This is a genomic window from Pedobacter punctiformis (assembly GCF_027213715.1).
In the GTDB taxonomy this organism is placed as follows: Bacteria; Bacteroidota; Bacteroidia; order Sphingobacteriales; family Sphingobacteriaceae; genus Pedobacter; species Pedobacter punctiformis.
Genome location: NZ_JAPWGM010000001.1, coordinates 23,800 through 40,463, shown reverse-complemented (window position 1 = coordinate 40,463; position 16,664 = coordinate 23,800). Strand labels below are relative to the sequence as shown.

General features: G+C 34.5%; 14 protein-coding genes. 11 read left to right on the top strand and 3 right to left on the bottom strand.

Annotation, left to right across the window (positions count from 1 at the left end; genetic code table 11):
• Positions 1–18: 18 nt before the first annotated feature.
• Genes O0955_RS00140 through O0955_RS00130 form a run of 3 tightly spaced genes read right to left on the bottom strand, consistent with a single transcriptional unit; the run spans position 19 to position 2,996 of the window.
• Positions 19–1,176 (bottom strand): hypothetical protein, encoded by a 1,158-nt coding sequence (locus O0955_RS00140; RefSeq protein ID WP_269425516.1) that lies wholly within the window; start codon positions 1,174–1,176, stop codon positions 19–21.
• 19 nt (positions 1,177–1,195) lie between these two features.
• Entirely contained in the window at positions 1,196–2,065 is an 870-nt protein-coding gene (locus O0955_RS00135; RefSeq protein WP_269425515.1) for a TssN family type VI secretion system protein, read from the bottom strand.
• Between the two features lie 13 nt (positions 2,066–2,078).
• On the bottom strand, positions 2,079–2,996 hold the full coding sequence (locus tag O0955_RS00130) for a hypothetical protein (protein ID WP_269425514.1): 918 nt from the start codon (positions 2,994–2,996) through the stop codon (positions 2,079–2,081).
• 390 nt (positions 2,997–3,386) lie between these two features.
• On the opposite strand from O0955_RS00130, the gene O0955_RS00125 reads away from it, so the two are divergent.
• The 11 genes from O0955_RS00125 to O0955_RS00075 all read left to right on the top strand — a co-directional run bounded on the left by O0955_RS00125 (position 3,387) and on the right by O0955_RS00075 (position 16,651).
• Positions 3,387–5,894, top strand: coding sequence for an ATP-dependent Clp protease ATP-binding subunit (locus tag O0955_RS00125; RefSeq protein WP_269425513.1), 2,508 nt, complete (start codon positions 3,387–3,389; stop codon positions 5,892–5,894).
• 222 nt (positions 5,895–6,116) lie between these two features.
• Positions 6,117–6,569, top strand: coding sequence for a hypothetical protein (locus tag O0955_RS00120; protein WP_269425512.1), 453 nt, complete (start codon positions 6,117–6,119; stop codon positions 6,567–6,569).
• 37 nt (positions 6,570–6,606) lie between these two features.
• Positions 6,607–7,965 carry a DUF5458 family protein gene (locus tag O0955_RS00115; RefSeq protein WP_269425511.1) on the top strand — a complete coding sequence of 453 codons (1,359 nt, stop codon included), beginning with the start codon at positions 6,607–6,609 and terminating at the stop codon, positions 7,963–7,965.
• A gap of 166 nt (positions 7,966–8,131) precedes the next feature.
• Positions 8,132–8,728: a hypothetical protein gene (locus O0955_RS00110; protein ID WP_269425510.1), complete on the top strand. Its 597-nt coding sequence runs from the start codon at positions 8,132–8,134 to the stop codon at positions 8,726–8,728.
• Positions 8,728–9,231, top strand: coding sequence for a type VI secretion system TssO (gene tssO, locus O0955_RS00105; RefSeq protein WP_269425509.1), 504 nt, complete (start codon positions 8,728–8,730; stop codon positions 9,229–9,231). Before O0955_RS00110 ends, tssO (O0955_RS00105) begins: the two co-directional genes overlap by 1 nt.
• A 6-nt stretch (positions 9,232–9,237) precedes the next feature.
• Complete coding sequence (gene tssO / locus O0955_RS00100; RefSeq protein ID WP_269425508.1) at positions 9,238–9,765, top strand: type VI secretion system TssO; 528 nt, start codon at positions 9,238–9,240, stop codon at positions 9,763–9,765.
• Positions 9,766–9,876: 111 nt separating this feature from the next.
• Positions 9,877–10,824, top strand: coding sequence for a PKD domain-containing protein (locus tag O0955_RS00095; protein ID WP_269425507.1), 948 nt, complete (start codon positions 9,877–9,879; stop codon positions 10,822–10,824).
• Between the two features lie 23 nt (positions 10,825–10,847).
• The gene (gene tssR / locus O0955_RS00090; protein WP_269425506.1) at positions 10,848–13,307 is read left to right on the top strand and encodes a type VI secretion system protein TssR domain-containing protein; all 2,460 of its coding nucleotides are present in this window, start codon (positions 10,848–10,850) and stop codon (positions 13,305–13,307) included.
• A 35-nt stretch (positions 13,308–13,342) separates the two neighbouring features.
• A complete protein-coding gene (locus O0955_RS00085) occupies positions 13,343–14,299 on the top strand; it encodes a lytic transglycosylase domain-containing protein (RefSeq protein WP_269425505.1) in 957 nt (318 codons plus the stop codon).
• Positions 14,300–14,304: 5 nt separating this feature from the next.
• Entirely contained in the window at positions 14,305–14,733 is a 429-nt protein-coding gene (locus tag O0955_RS00080; RefSeq protein WP_269425504.1) for a GPW/gp25 family protein, read from the top strand.
• A 31-nt stretch (positions 14,734–14,764) separates the two neighbouring features.
• Complete coding sequence (locus O0955_RS00075; RefSeq protein WP_269425503.1) at positions 14,765–16,651, top strand: hypothetical protein; 1,887 nt, start codon at positions 14,765–14,767, stop codon at positions 16,649–16,651.
• Positions 16,652–16,664: the final 13 nt, after the last annotated feature.

Genomic DNA, 16,664 nt, shown 5'->3' with positions numbered 1-16,664 from the left:
TTGCAAAAGTATTTCTAATTAATCTAAAATACTCCAACCCTTTTTCTCTTTAACAACATGGGTAAGTACTTCCTGTTTTACCACTATATTTTCCTTATGCTGGCCGATAAACTCAAGCATATTTAATTTCTGCCAAATTAAAACAACGTTATTCAGCATAATTTGTATTTCGTGCAGGTAGCTGCCTGTTTTGTAATGATTGTAGTTGATTTCAATGATTCCTGCCAGGCTATTTTGAAAATTGATGGGCGTTACATCACTCCATTCGAAGAAATAATTTAACAATTCCTCTTTTTCATTTTCCGGTAAAATATTAATCGCCGTATACAGGTAATTGGAAAAAATAGAAATTGCATTAACTAAAAATATGGGAGCTTGCTGAGTGCCAATATTTCTAAAGTAGAAATAGTTCTGATTGCAAAAATTCAATACCGTTTCACACATCAACTTTACATTTTGAGCAACTTTTGATTGTTGATTTTTAAAAAGTATTTTTTGGATAATTTGCAGCGACATATTTTGCAATTCATTGAAACATCTGCCAACCGAAATGTATTGACTAATCAATTTTGCATCGCTATTGATGGTTGTACAAGGTGCAATAAAATCTTCATCTTTTAAATAGCTTTCCCCTTGTTTTATTATCCGGCCGATCACTAAAATATATCCACCAAGCTGATCTACATTAACATTTTTAGCATTAACCAGCTGGATTTCATATTTAGGCTGAGTTTGAGGTTGCCGGATTGGAACTTCTTCAGGATCAGGGCTTCCAAAGGGGATTTGCTCAAAAGGGTTAACGGTTATAAGAACATAAAATTCTTCTTTTGTTCCATCTAATAAATCGGTTTTAACGTTAGAAAAATCTGATAAAGAATGTACACTTGTCAGATCATTTAAAATAGAAATCCGGACACCGCCCGGGGTAACCGCTTGTAAGCGTGAAATGTGAATTTGTACCTGATTTGTTGTTGTTTTGCTAACTGTAAACTTACTTAAAGCAGCCTCTCCGCCTTCTAAAGATGGTAGCAACCCATAATTGTAATTATTCAATTGTACAGAAGCCATATCTCTTATGGTATCTGTGTAATAATTTTCATTGTTAATAAAATGAGATTTATTAACCTTCATGCCGTCTGCCCAGTTTACTGCAAGATATTTTTGAGGTATAATCATATTTAGATTTTGAGAATGTTTATAAATTTTCTGCGCTATTTTCTATAACCCTTTTAGTGATAATGGTTACTTGTTCTTTGATGTTATTTTGCAGGATGTTTAGTTTGGGATCCATTAACCTTCTACGGTGAAAAAAAGATTTTTTATAATAAAAGATCCAGCTGTAAGGCTCATTATCTTCATTGATATATTCAATATTTTCATTCGGGAATTTTACATTATAATCTTCAATAAATTTTTTAAACCAATCGCCAAATGGAATTTCAGCAGGTGCTTTTGCTTTCACCCTCGATCGGTCTTTATCATTTAATTCGCGACTAAATTCCAATTCAATAACCATTAATTTATTGAAATCCAACCCTTCAAAGCTGATTTCCCCACTGCCCATAGGGTAAGTCCATACGTCATATATTTCGTACGGAATATCGATAAAAGCAATGTAGGCCCAGTAAAATAACAAAGGAATACAAAAGGTAAGCATGCTGGTAGCGGCCATATAGCCATTGCCGATTTCGCTGAATAAATTAAAAAGCATGGCAAATAAATAGGCTCCAAGCAACATACTTACCACCATAACTAAAATTTGAAATAACGCTTTATATTTCTTTACCTGATCATAAAAGAATAGGGGGTACCACTTTACAAAACCAATACCTGCAATGAAGTACAGGCATTGTGATATTAAATAATATACAGGTACAAACCGGTTTCCGGTAACACCTAAAAAACCGGGGATACAGAGAATAAGTGAACTCACTAAAATAAAAACAATAAGCTGGGTGTTATTCACCAATTCATTCTTCTTTTTAACAAAAACTAAACACGATGCAAGTATAATTGCAATTAAAGGGAGGAGTAAGTACTGTAGAAAAATAGTTTTAATAATCATGACTCGAGCGCTGCTATAAATAAAAAGTATAATCTAAAATGCAACTTTCTGAATTTGATGCAGACAGGATGGAGTCTGAACCTTTCTCGGTTACGATTTTAATTTGTGTGAAGATGTTTGCAGGGATGAATTGTTCGGATAATATATTTACTAAATCTATAAAGTCTGAGCCAGGTAAAACAGAAGCTGCAGATTTTTCAGGTATCGGGCCAATTTGTATGTTCCAGTCAGAAATTCCATCATATTGGAAACCAGAAAGATTTGATTCTATTCCTAAACGGCATGCTCCAATCTCAAAAGATTCTTTTTGCAGGCCGATTTTCTTTAATTCGATAACAGTAAATATCTTAACGGTATATCCAAGGATAAAAGATAACGCTTTTTCGGTCCAGTCTTTATCTCCTCTAACTTTATGTAGTATAGATAGTATGTATATGTAAGATAAAGAAGTTGATTTTGATAATTTTTTTAAAATTGGCCAGCCTTGCTGGAATAGATGTAATAAATTATCATAGTTCTCCTTTTTGTCAAACATTAATTCAATCAAAAGAGCTTGCATCTCTACATAAGAAGCTTCTTGTTCAAATGGTTGGAAAAATTTTCTGGCCTCTTCTTCTCTTTTTCTTTGATGACGTATTTCAATAATAATATCTTCTTCAGTTTTATCAAAACCACCTAAAGTACTTGGATGAAATATATGTTCGGGCATGGCTTCGTAAATGCTTTGCCGGTGGGTTTCAATTACAGTATGTTCATTTAAGTCAAATAAGCCCTGGGCATTGTAAACTTTACTGATATCCTTTGTATGTCCTCTTGCGTCAAGTCCTAAACGTTTAAAAATAATTTTACTAAAATCAGTTGTTTCAGTTAATAAAGATACGGCTAGTACCTCCGCTTTAACATCTGTTTCAATTTTATCTATTATATTCATTAAGTATTAGAATAATTACAATAACTAATTTAAAAATAATTACCTGTAATTATACAAAGTATTTTACATGTTGTAATTTTTTTTCAAAAAAAAATATAGTTTTTCAAAAATTAATTTATAGTTTTAGCCTATGCTTCGGATCTGATTTAAGGATTTGAAGATAATTTTTTAAATCCTCTCTTAAATTTTTTCATCCTGTTTTTTAATACCAGTAGTTAAACAAACATGTTTAATTATCCCTATTGAATATTTATTCCCATTGTGTTAATCATACACAAATTAAGAAATCTCTGCTTTTTTAAGGAGATTTGTGTGTATGCTGTTTTTGTAATAATCTTGTTTTATTGGTCTTTAAAGGCTATTTTATGAGATTTTATACTCAAAAATTAAATGAAGGATACAATATTTAACTCAACGCTCCAATTCAATGAAACGCTGCTCTCTTGTTTAGAGATAGCTAAAGGTTTCGCCAAAGAAAACTACAATAGCGAGTATGGCTCTGCTCATTTATTAAGGGCGTTGCTTCATAGGGAATCAGGACTAACAGATTTTTTAGAATTATTAGGTAAAGACATACACTATATGATTGATTGGGCTGAGGTCCGGATTGATGATTGCCCTAAAGTAAGCGCATTGCCTGATGATATAGGTCCTGAAGATGCAATTTCTGATGTAATGGAAATTGCTGATGATATAAGATTAAAGCTAGGATTAAATGAAATTAATACTACGTGTGTATTGGCTGCATTAGTAAAACCGAATATTGGATTTACTACAGGACAGTTAAAGTCGTTTCCTTTAAGAGAAAAGGAACTATACGAATTATATGAGCCTGAAAGTGATCTGCTATCTTCTTTAAATGCTCAAAACCAACCAGGAATAACCGAAGAAAATGTTAGTCATTCTGGTCATAGCGATATACTTAGAAAATACTGCATTGATAAAACTGCATTAGCCCGTGAAAACAGACTTGATCCAATTGTAGGAAGAGAAAGTGAAACCAGACAGATGATTGAAATACTGGGGCGCAGGAATAAACCTAATGTTATTATTGCGGGAGAACCGGGCGTAGGTAAAACTGCTTTGGTTGATGGTTTTGCACAAGCCATTATTAATAAAGAAGTACCTAAACATTTGCAGGAGGCTTTACTGCTTGAACTTGATTTTGGTGCTTTAATGGCAGGGGCAAGCTATAAAGGAGAGATAGAAGACCGTTTGAAGAAAATAATTTCAGCTTTAAAACAATACCATAAAGCGATTTTATTTATTGATGAAATGCACATTTTTCTGGATGAAAAAGGTTCTGTTGGTTCAGGTGCCGGTAATTTACTTAAACCAGAATTGGCCAGAGGAGAGATTACGGTAATCGGTGCTACAACCCTTGAAGAGTATAGAAAAATTATAGAGCCGGAGCAAGCCTTTAACCGCCGATTTGAATTATTGAAGGTAAATGAGCCTAATATCCAAACGGCGATAAAAATGCTCGATTTACTGGCCCCGAGGTATGAAGAACACCACCAATTAAAAATTGATAATCAGGTATCAGCCGAATGTGTAAGGCTCGCAAAGAGATACATCAAAGATAAACGATTGCCAGATGCGGCACTTGATTTACTGGATAGGACGATGGCTGCTGTGCGGATGATGAATGAAGCATCTGCAAAGGATATAGAAAAATTAAATAATGAGTTAGAAAGCATAATCGCGAATGATCAACTTGCGGAGGAGGATAAAATTTCTGCTTTAAAGTGGTTTAATAGTCAGTTGCCTAATCAATTAAGTCCGATTCTGTTTGGACAATTAAATAATGAAGTTGAGGCCGATCAGATTGCTGATCCTGATGAATTGGCAGCACATCTTCGCAAAACGCTTGTTGCATTTGCAGAATTGGCCTTGGTTAAACGGGAGACAATCGGGAAAACAGAGATTTCAGCTATTGTTGCAGCAAAAACCGGAATTCCAATAGGTAAAATTCAAAGTCAGGAAAAGGAAAAGTTACTGAATATGGAATCCTATCTTAAACGAAGAATGGTAGGACAGGAGTATGCTTTAAAAGTTATTTCTGAAGCCATTATTGAAAGCAGAAGTGGGATCAATAAAGTTGGGCAGCCTATTGGATCATTCTTTTTGTTGGGCCCAACAGGAACCGGAAAAACGGAACTCGCTAAATCTATTGCCGAGCTTCTATTTAACGATGAGAAGGCGATGATTCGCTTCGATATGTCGGAGTTTAAAGAAGAACATTCTGCAGCACTTTTTTACGGAGCGCCTCCCGGTTATGTCGGTTATGAAGAAGGCGGAATGCTGGTCAATAAAATTCATCAGCAACCATATTCTGTGGTATTGTTTGATGAAATAGAGAAAGCGCATCAATCCGTATTCGATATTTTTCTTCAAATTATGGATGAAGGACACATCCACGATAAATTGGGCAAAGAAGGCGATTTTAGCAACGCTTTAATTCTGTTTACTTCAAATATTGGCAGTGAATTTATTGCTGAAAAATTTGCTGAAGGTGAGCTTCCTAAACCTAATGTATTGCTGGATTTGGTCACAAATTATTTCCGGCCGGAGTTTCTGGCCAGGTTAACTGAAATTGTCCCTTTTAGTCCGATTACAGAGGAAATGGCTGTTCAGATATTCGATATTCAAATGCGAACCTTGTATGATGCACTGGCCAAATTAAACATCACCTTAACCATTACAGATGAGGCCAAACATGTTTTGGCACTTAACGGCTTTAATTCAAAATATGGAGCCCGGCAAATTAGCGGGGTAATTCGCAAAGAGATCCGCAGACCCATTTCCAAAATGATAGTAGGAGAGAAGATCTCAAAAAACAGCCAGATTGTATTGGGTGTGGATGAAGAAGGCAACATTAAATGGGAGATTATTTAAAAGGTAATAACTGAAGAGATAAAAAAGGGAATCTCCTTTAAATAGTTAACACATAAAACGGATAATACATTTAGGAACCATGAATTAATGGATTTTTTTAAAAGGATAAAAAATAGAATTAAACAGCTTTTACCTTTTGTAAATAAGGTAAATGAACCAGATATAACCAATAAATCAGTTAACAAATTTTCTAATCCAGAAATAAATTTAAAATCAAATACTATGTCAAATTACAGTTATGGAATTGGCGGCAACGAGGTAACCGTAGATGCCAATGAAGCTATTCAGCAAATTCAGCACAACAAAACACTCTTAGTTTCAAAACTAACAGCAGAAGATCCAATTCAGCCGGAAGCAATTTCTGGATTGAAAACAATTGAAGATGTTTTCCGACACTTTAACCCTTCTGTTGAAGTTGAAATGGAATCTCTTGATGGAGCAACCAGTAAAGAAAATGTTTCTTTTCAGAATTTAGGAGATTTTTCTCCAATTAACATTACCCGTCAAAGTAGCTACCTGAGAAACCAAAGTTTAAAAGAACAACAGTATAACAAGATTAACAAGCAGCTGAAAGTAAATAAGGTGCTTAAATCGATGTTGGAAAACGAAGAAACAAAAGGTGCGGTAATTGAAGCTTTAAAACAGCTGGCACAAGAACTTGAAAATAATAAGTAATCAACCTCCAATTTAAATTAACTCTAAAAAACAAAATATGGCACAATCACAAAAAGTTTCTGCTGCTAGCCAGGCTAACGGTCATGCAGAAAAACTTGCAGAACCACTATTAAAATTAGCAAAAGCAGGTGGATTTAGCTTCTTAGAAGGCACCATTGATGGAATTGCAAACCTAAATCCGGATAGAAAAGCCAGAAAGCAAATATTTTTAACAGATAGCGACAAGAAAAAAGAAAGAGAAGACCTGCATAAAACTATAAATATGTGGGTTGAGTTGCTGGAAAATAATAAAACAGTTTCTGAAATGGCCGATACCTGTAAGCAAAATGCTGATTTGGCCGGTAAAGAACTAAAGAAAAATCTTAAAAATACACTTTCCGCAACACGTGAATTGGAAACTTCTTACCGAACTGTATCTCAATTTTATAAAAATACCGAAGTTGACAAGGTAAATAATGTAACGATTTTAAATGCGAATGAAGATCAGCTTAGAGATTTAGACAATCCCTTGTTTATTGATTATGTGTCTTCAACATTAAAACAAAATTTCGATAGACTTGATCTTCGTGAAAACTATTCTTTATTGGTTGTTCCTGGTTATTTAGGTTCTAATAAAGTAGTTGAAAAATGGTCTAAAATAGCTTACGAAAATAAAGCTATGCTGGTTACCGATTTTGCCAATTTGGATAAGCCGGATGATGTAGTTGAAATGTTTAATTCGGCTAATTTAACTGGTGGTGAGCCCTTTAGAAGTAATACCATCATGACCTGTAACTACCTGATTGGAAGAGGAAAAGCGGACGAGGTGGATGAAGCAGAAGATATTATGGTTCCGGGATCTGCATCACTGGCCGGTAAAATGTATACGACTTTAATGAGTCAGGTAACTGCCGGTAAAAAACATGGTGGTATTAATGAAATAGATGCAGTTCGTTTCGATCTTAAAAAATCTGAAATATCGCATTTAGAAAAAATTGGTTTGGTACCAATGGTAAATGAGTATGGAAAAGTTATGGCTTTTTCTGCTAAAACCTTATTTAACGGTGATAACATCGGGTTGCAAACTTATTCTGTTGTTCGTGTATTCGATTACATCACTAAAGTATTATTCGATTTCTTAAACCGTCGTGTATTTGAAAACTGGACTTCTAAAACCGAAGCTGATTTAAGAGGTCAGATTGTTCGTTATCTTGATAGCATCAAAGGACCTGATGGCGGACTTATTGAGAAATTTAAAATTGTTCGTTTCGAACAGGACCCAATTCAAAAAGACAGAATTTGGCTTGATCTGCACATTACACCTTATTTTCCTGCAAAAAGCTTTGTAATTAAATTAGATGGACATAAAGGCGATGATGAATCGGCTGAGTGGAACACCGAATATGCACAGGGATAATAGCATTTAAACTAACCGATTGGAGCCAAAATCTCCCATCGGTTAATTTATTTGTACGAATTCAGCGGAGATAAGAATGCATAATTTGATTGTACGGGCGAATAATATAGAACGAAATCTTAACGTAAAAAAGGCTAAGATTTTTTTATCATACACCATTATATTTTTGAATATTTTATTGCTTACCTCTTGTGGTAACCATGAGCAGGATACAATAAAAAAAAATAAAATTGACTTGTTTGACACCCTTCAAAACAGTACTAATGTTTTTTTTGGTAAAAAGAAAAGTCTGCCTGTGTTAAATATTAATGAGATCTATGAGGCCAGTGATGTTGTAGTAACCTGCATACCCCTTAAAATGGATAGTGTATTAAACAAATCCAACAAGCCTGTATTTTATTTAGTTGGCGCAAGGGTGATTAAGGTGTTGAAGGGAAAGCAAAAACCTTACGATATACTCTATTTTGTTAGTAATGTAAGGCCACAATTTAAACAAAAAGATACATCTGCAGCTTATTTGAGCCAATTAAGGAATAAAAGGTTACTGGCTTATAACTTTAAATGGCAGTGGACTTTAGACGCTCCATATTTAAACCAATACGATGAATTGGGCAAGCCAAAAAATGTGAAGAGAAAGCATTTAGTGAAAACCAGAAGACGAAGAATAAGGTATCTGGAAGAAATAGACCCACTCAGAATTAGTCCGGATTTAGATTCGAGTAAGTTGAACATAATCAGAAATTTTACCACGATAAATAAATAATGAAAGCAAAGAACATACAAGAAATTTATAAAAAATCAACCCATTTCTGGTTGCTGTTTGGTGTTTTAGTTTTCTTTTCAATTGCCTCTGTTTACCTGTTTTTTTGGGCTGCCCAACAACAAAGGGCGGCTTTTAACAATAGAATTACGGCCTATAAAAATATTGTGAATAAACAAATTACCTTAAATGAAAAAATAGACTCTTTATATCTGCAAATGACTTATTTGGATAGAACCCGGGTGGATAACACATTATTTCTTGCCAAGTACATCTCAGATAATAAGGAATCTATAGTGAAAAAGATTGGAAATGACAGTACAGCCAATTTTACAATTTACGCCCGGTTAACTAAAAATTTGAATAAACTTTTATTGTTAAAAGATTCTGTAGTCAGGATTGCGGCAAGAGAAGAATTAATGAAAAAGGACTTGAACGATTGTATTCAAAAGAATAGAAAAATAAGTTCAGATATATCAGGAAAAACAAGACGTTCATTTAACTAGTTAAACATGGAAGAAGAAATAAAACTTAATCAAACCGAGAAAAGACATTATTTTATTTACCTGATCATCATGTTTGTGGTTATTACAGGAATTTTGGTCGGGCTTATTTTTAGAAAGAGTCCCAATCCATTCTCAACTGCCAGTTATGCTGATGTATCCTTTATTAATCAGGAGCAGTTCTTTTTAGACAAACAAAAAGAAGCGGTGCCTTTGTACGATTCTGTATTGGTTAAAATTGAAGGCCTTCAAAACGTACCCACTAATTTGGTACTTGAGATTGATATAAAAAATCAAATCAATACACTGAATAGTTATTACGAAAATCTATCCAACCGTGATCCCAGGTTTGTAGGTTTTAAACAAATGGCATTATTTGAAAAAATGCACTTTGAAGATATGCTGATTATGAAGAAAAAGATGGAAAATATTAAACTCTTTCAATCTCAACTCGATCAATGTCAAATTGGGTACAAGGATAAAGAAACACGATTAAATCAACTCAAGGCAATAGAACAGGGAATACAGCAAAACTAATGGGCTTTTATTAAAATTTCAAAAAGTATACTTATTGAAATAATAACCATAGCCAAACATTAGAAAATTAAACTTGAGTAAAGATGAATGAACCAACAGAATTAGAAGCTAATGGATAATATTGTAGATAACCAGTGGGATGGAGAAGAAAAAAAAGGGTTTAAAAATAAAAACACCTTAAAAGTTATTCTCCTTACCTTACTAATTGGCGTCTTGTTAGGGCTGATTATTTTCGGTGCTAAATTATTTCTGCCCTCTTCTAATGATATAAATGCGGGGGTTTCGCCTCGTTTGCTATCCACAAAAGATTCAATTGTTTACAAAGATTCATCAGGCTTTGCAAAGGAATGGATGTGGAATTTTGGAGATGGAAATATCTCGTTTTCAAAAGCCGGTAAACATCGTTTTATCAAAGCCGGCAATTATATGGTTCAGTTAAAAATTAATGCCAAATACCTGGATACATTTTACGTAACAGTAAAAGATACAGCTCTTATTGTGCCTTTAACAGATTCTATTGCAATGATTGAGGCGCCAAAAGTAGGGATGCAATTTGAAAACCTAACATTCAGAGCAATTGGTAAGGGGGCAACTCAATATAGATGGAAGTTTGGTGAAAGTAATTTTATCGATTCTAAGGAAAAATTTGTGCAATATTTCTATAAAGAACCTGGTACTTATACGGTTCTGCTTTATACCGATAACAGTGAATATCCGATTCGTCATAAAATAAATATTCTTCCTTCTTTCAAGCTTGCGGAAGACAGTTTGGTGAATGTTGAAGATGTTTACGCAAAGTATGGACTGGATTTTAAAGCACATTTACAAAAGATTGCTAACGGAGAAAAGTTTAACGAACATTATTATTATCTGATCAAGAAATATTTATGTGGTAATGAAAAAGCTGTAGTAAAAATAAACGGACAAAAAGTTAATGATTTTAACAGCTATTGTTTAGGCTTACAATTTGAGTCAAAATTAACCATTCAAGCCGTAAAACTGAGTCCGAATGAGGAGCAGAATTGTATAAAAATGATAGAAGTAAAGCAGAGTAAATAGCCTGCTGAACTTAAAAAGTTAATATGAATATTTTTAGAATACATAGGCAAGTAAGTAGAAATAACAACTGGAATAGGTGTTTTTTACTATTTGTCCTCTTTTTTTTAATCCCGTTTTTAGCCAGTGCTCAATTCGGATTAGGCATATTTAAACATAAAACCAGGATAAAATTAAGCCCTCAAACGCAAAGTTACCGCATTAATGATGTTGATATAGAACTGGATGAAGGTTATTTTACAGAAAACGAACGCTGGTATGTTTTTTCTGATCGAAGTAACAACACCACCTACAAATCTCCGGGTAGCGATATGCAATTAAAAAAACTGGGTTTGTTAGAAGCTTGCTACGTAATTAATAAAAAAGATGATTACTTGGAGCTGATTAAATATAACCCTTCACTTTTAAATAATCCTAAAAGTGGTACAATTGATCGAAAGTCTGCTGAATATTTAGGCTGGGTACATAAAAGCAAATTGTTATTGTGGAGAACGGCGATAAAAGAAAACAATTCTAAATTTTTTGTAAAAACTGTTACCTGTTATAAGGATGAATCGATATTTACCAATTTTAAAAAATATTTAAGTAAAGATTCTTTAATGCTTTTTGGCGGACCATTGTTAAATGACACGCTTAAAAAGAAATGTGCCACCGAAAATCTATTTTATATTTTTAAACAATCCGATGACGGGAAACAGTATTTAATTGGAAAATCAACGCAAGTTACACCTGATGATGTTAAACAGGTTATAGTAGGTTGGATTTCAAAAGATGTAGTTCAGTTTTGGGGCACCAGATTAGGTTTGGAACCGGGTAATAATCCTGCAGATTTTTATTGGAATCAACTGGATGCAGGTAGATCAGACTCTGTCTATGTGGCACCTTTTTATTCAAAATCGGCAGAAAAAAATGTAAAAAACCGGCTCGAAACTATTTATCCTGTACAAAAAATTATATCTGCTGCAAATGATACAACAGCTAGTTTAATTAAGACAGGAATCTTTGCAAGTGTATTGGATAAAAGTAAAAATGAGGTGATGAATATTGCAGGGCGCACCATTAATTATACCCGTTACAAGCAAATTATTAAAGATCAGAAAAACATTAACCTGATTTTTGTCGTAGATGGAGGTTTGGAGAATGGGAAATATATGCCTTACGTTTCTACCATTATGCAAAACTTGCAGATGTACAGGGATACCGCAAACAGATACAATTCTTTTAAATATGGTGCGGTGGTTTATAAAGATGATTTAGGCGGAAGTTGTTATGAAAATACAGAACTGCCTTTAACAGATGATTATAAAAGCATTGCTCAGTTTTTAAGAGTACAACAAGAACGAATCGGTCAATGTAACGACGAAAACATTACACAATCTGTGTTTTCCGGTTTAAAAAGAGCCTCCGCACTTTTAGAAAAAAACAAAAATGAGAGCAATATGATCATACTTATCGGTGGTGCCGGAAATGATTTTAGCCCGGGTGCTGTAGGCTGGAATGACGTGATAAATCGCCTGAGTTATGTAGGAGCGAGGATGCTGATTTTTCAAACTCAAAGTTTATCAAATCCATCTTATAATGATTTTGTGTTACAAGCAAAAGATTTGGTTTTAAAATCTGCAGCTAACATCACCTTGCTGAAAAAGGAAAAAATGGTGGATATCCGGGATATGCTTAAAGAATCGGCTTTTACATTAGCTAAAAGTGATTCAGGAGTATATTATTTAGATTATCCCGAAAAGGCAATGACCCAGGGCTATGTTGTTTTTCCGGAACGTGGAGAAATTATGCAAGCTTCTATTTTAGAACAAAGCCTTATTGGTTTAATGGATAAAATTGCATTGGACAACACAAAAATTGAATCATCACTCGATCGTTTCTTCAACACGATTGGCATTTTGAATACTGGAATAGAACCGCCTTTTCAAAATTATTATTCAAGCTACCGGAATCAAAATTTACCACCGCCTTTTCTAAAAACGTTTACCAATGTAAATCAGCCATTTTATATTCCTGCGTGGCTTTATTATAAAGCCCTCCCTGATTCTGTAAATAATATCAGACTCGGCTTACTGGTTTCAGAGCAGGAGTATGAACAGGTTACTGAAAATTTATTAATGCTGGCGGGTAACGGGGACCATAATTTTGCATACCGGAGCGAAATTTATTCACACCTTAAAAAAGTAGTGTCGGGTTATTTAGCAAGGAAAAAGATAAAATTGGAAAATGGTGATTTATCAGAGATGAGTTTGTCAGATGTTTTAGAATGTTTAACCGGAAATAAATCGGTCAACCCATTCTGGGATAGTAAAACACTAAGAATGGTTAAGAAAGAGAAAAAAATGAACATGACTGATATTTTAAAGTTTATAAGTGATTGTAAAACGAAAGCGCAATGGTTGCAGGAAAATATGAGCAACAATAAGTATAGATTTTACAATAATGGAATGGCTTATTATTGGTTACCTGCTGAAAAATTGCCATAATATTTCTTTGTAATAGATAGTTAACGCCAGGTGGGATGTTTCTTTTAAATGTAAATATTAAATTATATACAATGGGTTTGCTGATGGTATTTTCATGGAGCAGCATGTGTGCTCAGCAAGTTAGAAAGCCTGGTATTGCCGATACCACCTTTGTTTCAGCCTATGGACTAAACTATCCTCAGGAAATCAGCCAAGCCAATAAAATTTATATTGAAAACTATATTAATCGCTACGAAAAAAGATATGCACAGCTAAAAAAGAAGAATAATGCTTTATTAAATTTCTTCTCACATGCCTTAGCCACCCACGGTATTCCAAAAGAGCTGGGGGCGCTGGCGGTAATAGAATCAGAATTAGAAAACAAGAGTATCTCAAAGGCGGGAGCGGTAGGGCCCTGGCAGTTTATGCAAACGGAGGCAACTGCTTTTGGTTTGCAAAACAAAGATAAAATCGATGAAAGAACTGATTTTTATAAAAGTACTTATGCTGCCTGTAAATTGTTAAAGGAGTTGCATCAGGATTTTGGCGATTGGTTATTAGTGGTCGCCGCTTACAATTGCGGGCCAGGCAGGGTAAAAAGAGCAATGGCTCAAAATGATTCCCGGTCTTTCTGGAAAATAGAAAACCGCCTTCCGAAGGAAACCAGAGATCATGTTAAAAAATTTATTAGTGTCTCTTATATCATCAATAACAGGTTGCCGGATAACTGGATTGCGGAAAAAAAAGCGCCTTTAAAAACAAAAGAATCTTCATCCGCCAGTTACCTTACCTGCTCGGTTTCTACCGGATATTCTTTAGCCATTATTGCCAAAAAGCTACAGTTAACCTATAAACAATTAACAGATTTAAATCCTGATTTTGAAATAAAACGTTCTATGCAGAGTTCCTACCTTCTTAAAATTCCAAAGGATAAAATGCCTGATTTTTATTTGTATAAAGATGAAATTTTAAAAGAGTCTATTGAGGAAATGATTAATAAAACTGATAATTAAGGCATATGTATTTTAAATTTCCAATTTATTTAGGCGAACTTCTTGAAGGAAGGGATTTACAAATGTGTGGTTTGGGTGAAAGTATTGCACAGCATATTCAGTTGTTAATTACAACAAGATTTGGAGAAAACAGATACGATTTTGATTATGGAAATAAGATATGGGAGGTTGAGTTTGAAAATAACATTACAACGGCAGAGTGGGAAGAGCAGTTTCGGCTTCATGTAATTAACTCAATTCAGCAATATGAACAAAGGATAGAAAACCCGACGGCCCAAATATTTACCGAAATGGTGGAGAAAGAATGGCCAATGAAGAAATTTACAGAGGTAAGAAAAAAAGTGACCATTCTTATCAAAGCCGATTTAACAGAAACTAAAGAAGCATTTAGTTTTAAAACAGAATTGTTTTTGAGCCCAATGTCAGTGGGTTAACCAAATAGTACAACTAGATTTTACAAGCGCAATGAATAGAAATACTTCAGCAATTAATCAATTTACAAAAGAGGGCATCAAAACGCGAATGATCAATAATGCGGTTAATTTGTGGGGTGTAAAAAACGCCATGGCATTAGATCCTTTTGTACGGCTTTTAATAGAAGCATTTGCTGTTGAAATACACAGAAGTGGAAATGAAACACAAAATGTTGAAGGAAGATTGCTGGATAAAATAGCCCGGTTGTTAACGCCTGATTTGCTTAGTATGCCTAAGGCTGCACATGCGGTAATGACGGCTATACCAGTTGATGAACCTTTACTTTTACATCCTCAAACCCATTTTTATACCCCTAAACGTATACCTGAAGTTAACGGAGGAATTGCCAATAACTTTGTAAACGTTCAGTTTACACCTGTTGATTATGTAAATCTGGTGAATGGCAGGGTAAGTTATCTGGCTGGTGGCCGTCAGTTTTTTGGTTTGGATCAAAATAATTCAAAGTCACCATTATTACGTACAACAAGTCCTTTAGAGTGGGGGAGTGCCTACATTGGGATAGAGCTGGGCAATAATGTTCGCAGTTTGGAAGGATTGGGTTTATATTTTGATTTTCCGGCTTATCAAACCCAATCATGGGTTTATCAGTTATTGCCACTTTGTAAACCCGAAGTTAATGGTAAAACGGTAACATTTAATGCAGGCCTTGAGTATCCTTCGCCGGTTGAATTAAGTAAAGAGCAAATGATATTTCGTGATTACGATTTAATGCATCAGGTAATCAGGGATGTAAAAATACAGTATCAGCATAAGTTTGTCACTTTTGGACCATGTGAAATTGAAAATCATCCTGAGGTCACTACCTCAGACTTTCCTGCCGAGTTAATAGAATCTTATGGCTTAGATGCTTTAAAAGCTATAGCTCCAAAAAAGGTAGTTTGGGTCCGTTTGCAATTTTCTGCCAATTATACTTATGATATTTTAGAAAATATGTTTGTGGCCATGAATGCCTTTCCGGTGATCAACCGGACGATAAAAACAAACAATTATAACTTCTCATCTTTAAATGGAATTTTACCTTTAAGAACAGATTTATACCAGCATTTCATGGCCGTTAGCCAGGTTGTGGATTCGAATGACAGGGTTTTTAATGATATTCCTTTTCAAAGGGCAGGAGGTTTAGGGCAAGGATATTACTCCATAAGGTATGGCGGTGCAGAACGTTTCGATAAGCGGAATGCCTTGGAAATGGTTAAGTACTTAATTGAGTTAACGAGAGATGAAGTCGCTGCTTTTTCTTCATTTAATCAGGATTTTATAGTAACCATTTTAGGCGAACTATCTAAGCAGCTTAGACTTTTAGATAGTAAAACCTCCAAATTTGGTACAGATGTTAAAGAAGTACCGACGTATCTTATTGCAGAACCATACGATGTAAGAGACGAACTAAATGTAGAATATTGGGTAACGCAGTGCGAACTGGCCAATAACATTAGGGCAAATACTTCAATGGCTTTGCAAAGCAATGTAGATTTGATTTCAGGATCTATCTTTTTACTATTGGATACCGTTGGTGGCAGAGAAAAACTACAGTCGGGCGAACAGCTGGATGCCTATCGTTTTGCTTTGGTAAGCAGGGGTGGAAGGTTGATTACAACGGAAGATATTTGTAATTTTTGCAGGTACGAATTAGGAGATAGGCTAAAAGCTGTAAAAGTGGAAAAAGGAATTGTTGCTTCTCCACATCCAAAGGAAGGGTATGTACGTACCCTGGATATTAAACTAAATCCAAATTCGAATTCAAAATTTAACCAGGAAGAATGGGATTTTCTGGGCCAAACAATCGAATCAAAAATTAAAGCCAATAGTCCTCATGGTATTCAATATCGTGTTCTGATTGAAAATAACAGGCAATAATAAACGGTGTATT

Excerpts from the sequence above, each read along its gene's own strand:
- O0955_RS00140 (WP_269425516.1), bottom strand. The coding sequence starts at position 1,176 with ATGATTATACCTCAAAAATATCTTGCAGTAAACTGGGCAGACGGCATG.
- O0955_RS00085 (WP_269425505.1), top strand. The coding sequence starts at position 13,343 with ATGTTTCTTTTAAATGTAAATATTAAATTATATACAATGGGTTTGCTG.
- O0955_RS00095 (WP_269425507.1), top strand. The coding sequence starts at position 9,877 with ATGGATAATATTGTAGATAACCAGTGGGATGGAGAAGAAAAAAAAGGG.
- O0955_RS00115 (WP_269425511.1), top strand. The coding sequence starts at position 6,607 with ATGGCACAATCACAAAAAGTTTCTGCTGCTAGCCAGGCTAACGGTCAT.
- O0955_RS00125 (WP_269425513.1), top strand. The coding sequence starts at position 3,387 with ATGAAGGATACAATATTTAACTCAACGCTCCAATTCAATGAAACGCTG.
- O0955_RS00135 (WP_269425515.1), bottom strand. The coding sequence starts at position 2,065 with ATGATTATTAAAACTATTTTTCTACAGTACTTACTCCTCCCTTTAATT.
- O0955_RS00130 (WP_269425514.1), bottom strand. The coding sequence starts at position 2,996 with ATGAATATAATAGATAAAATTGAAACAGATGTTAAAGCGGAGGTACTA.
- tssR (WP_269425506.1), top strand. The coding sequence starts at position 10,848 with ATGAATATTTTTAGAATACATAGGCAAGTAAGTAGAAATAACAACTGG.
- O0955_RS00080 (WP_269425504.1), top strand. The coding sequence starts at position 14,305 with ATGTATTTTAAATTTCCAATTTATTTAGGCGAACTTCTTGAAGGAAGG.
- tssO (WP_269425508.1), top strand. The coding sequence starts at position 9,238 with ATGGAAGAAGAAATAAAACTTAATCAAACCGAGAAAAGACATTATTTT.
- tssO (WP_269425509.1), top strand. The coding sequence starts at position 8,728 with ATGAAAGCAAAGAACATACAAGAAATTTATAAAAAATCAACCCATTTC.
- O0955_RS00075 (WP_269425503.1), top strand. The coding sequence starts at position 14,765 with ATGAATAGAAATACTTCAGCAATTAATCAATTTACAAAAGAGGGCATC.
- O0955_RS00120 (WP_269425512.1), top strand. The coding sequence starts at position 6,117 with ATGTCAAATTACAGTTATGGAATTGGCGGCAACGAGGTAACCGTAGAT.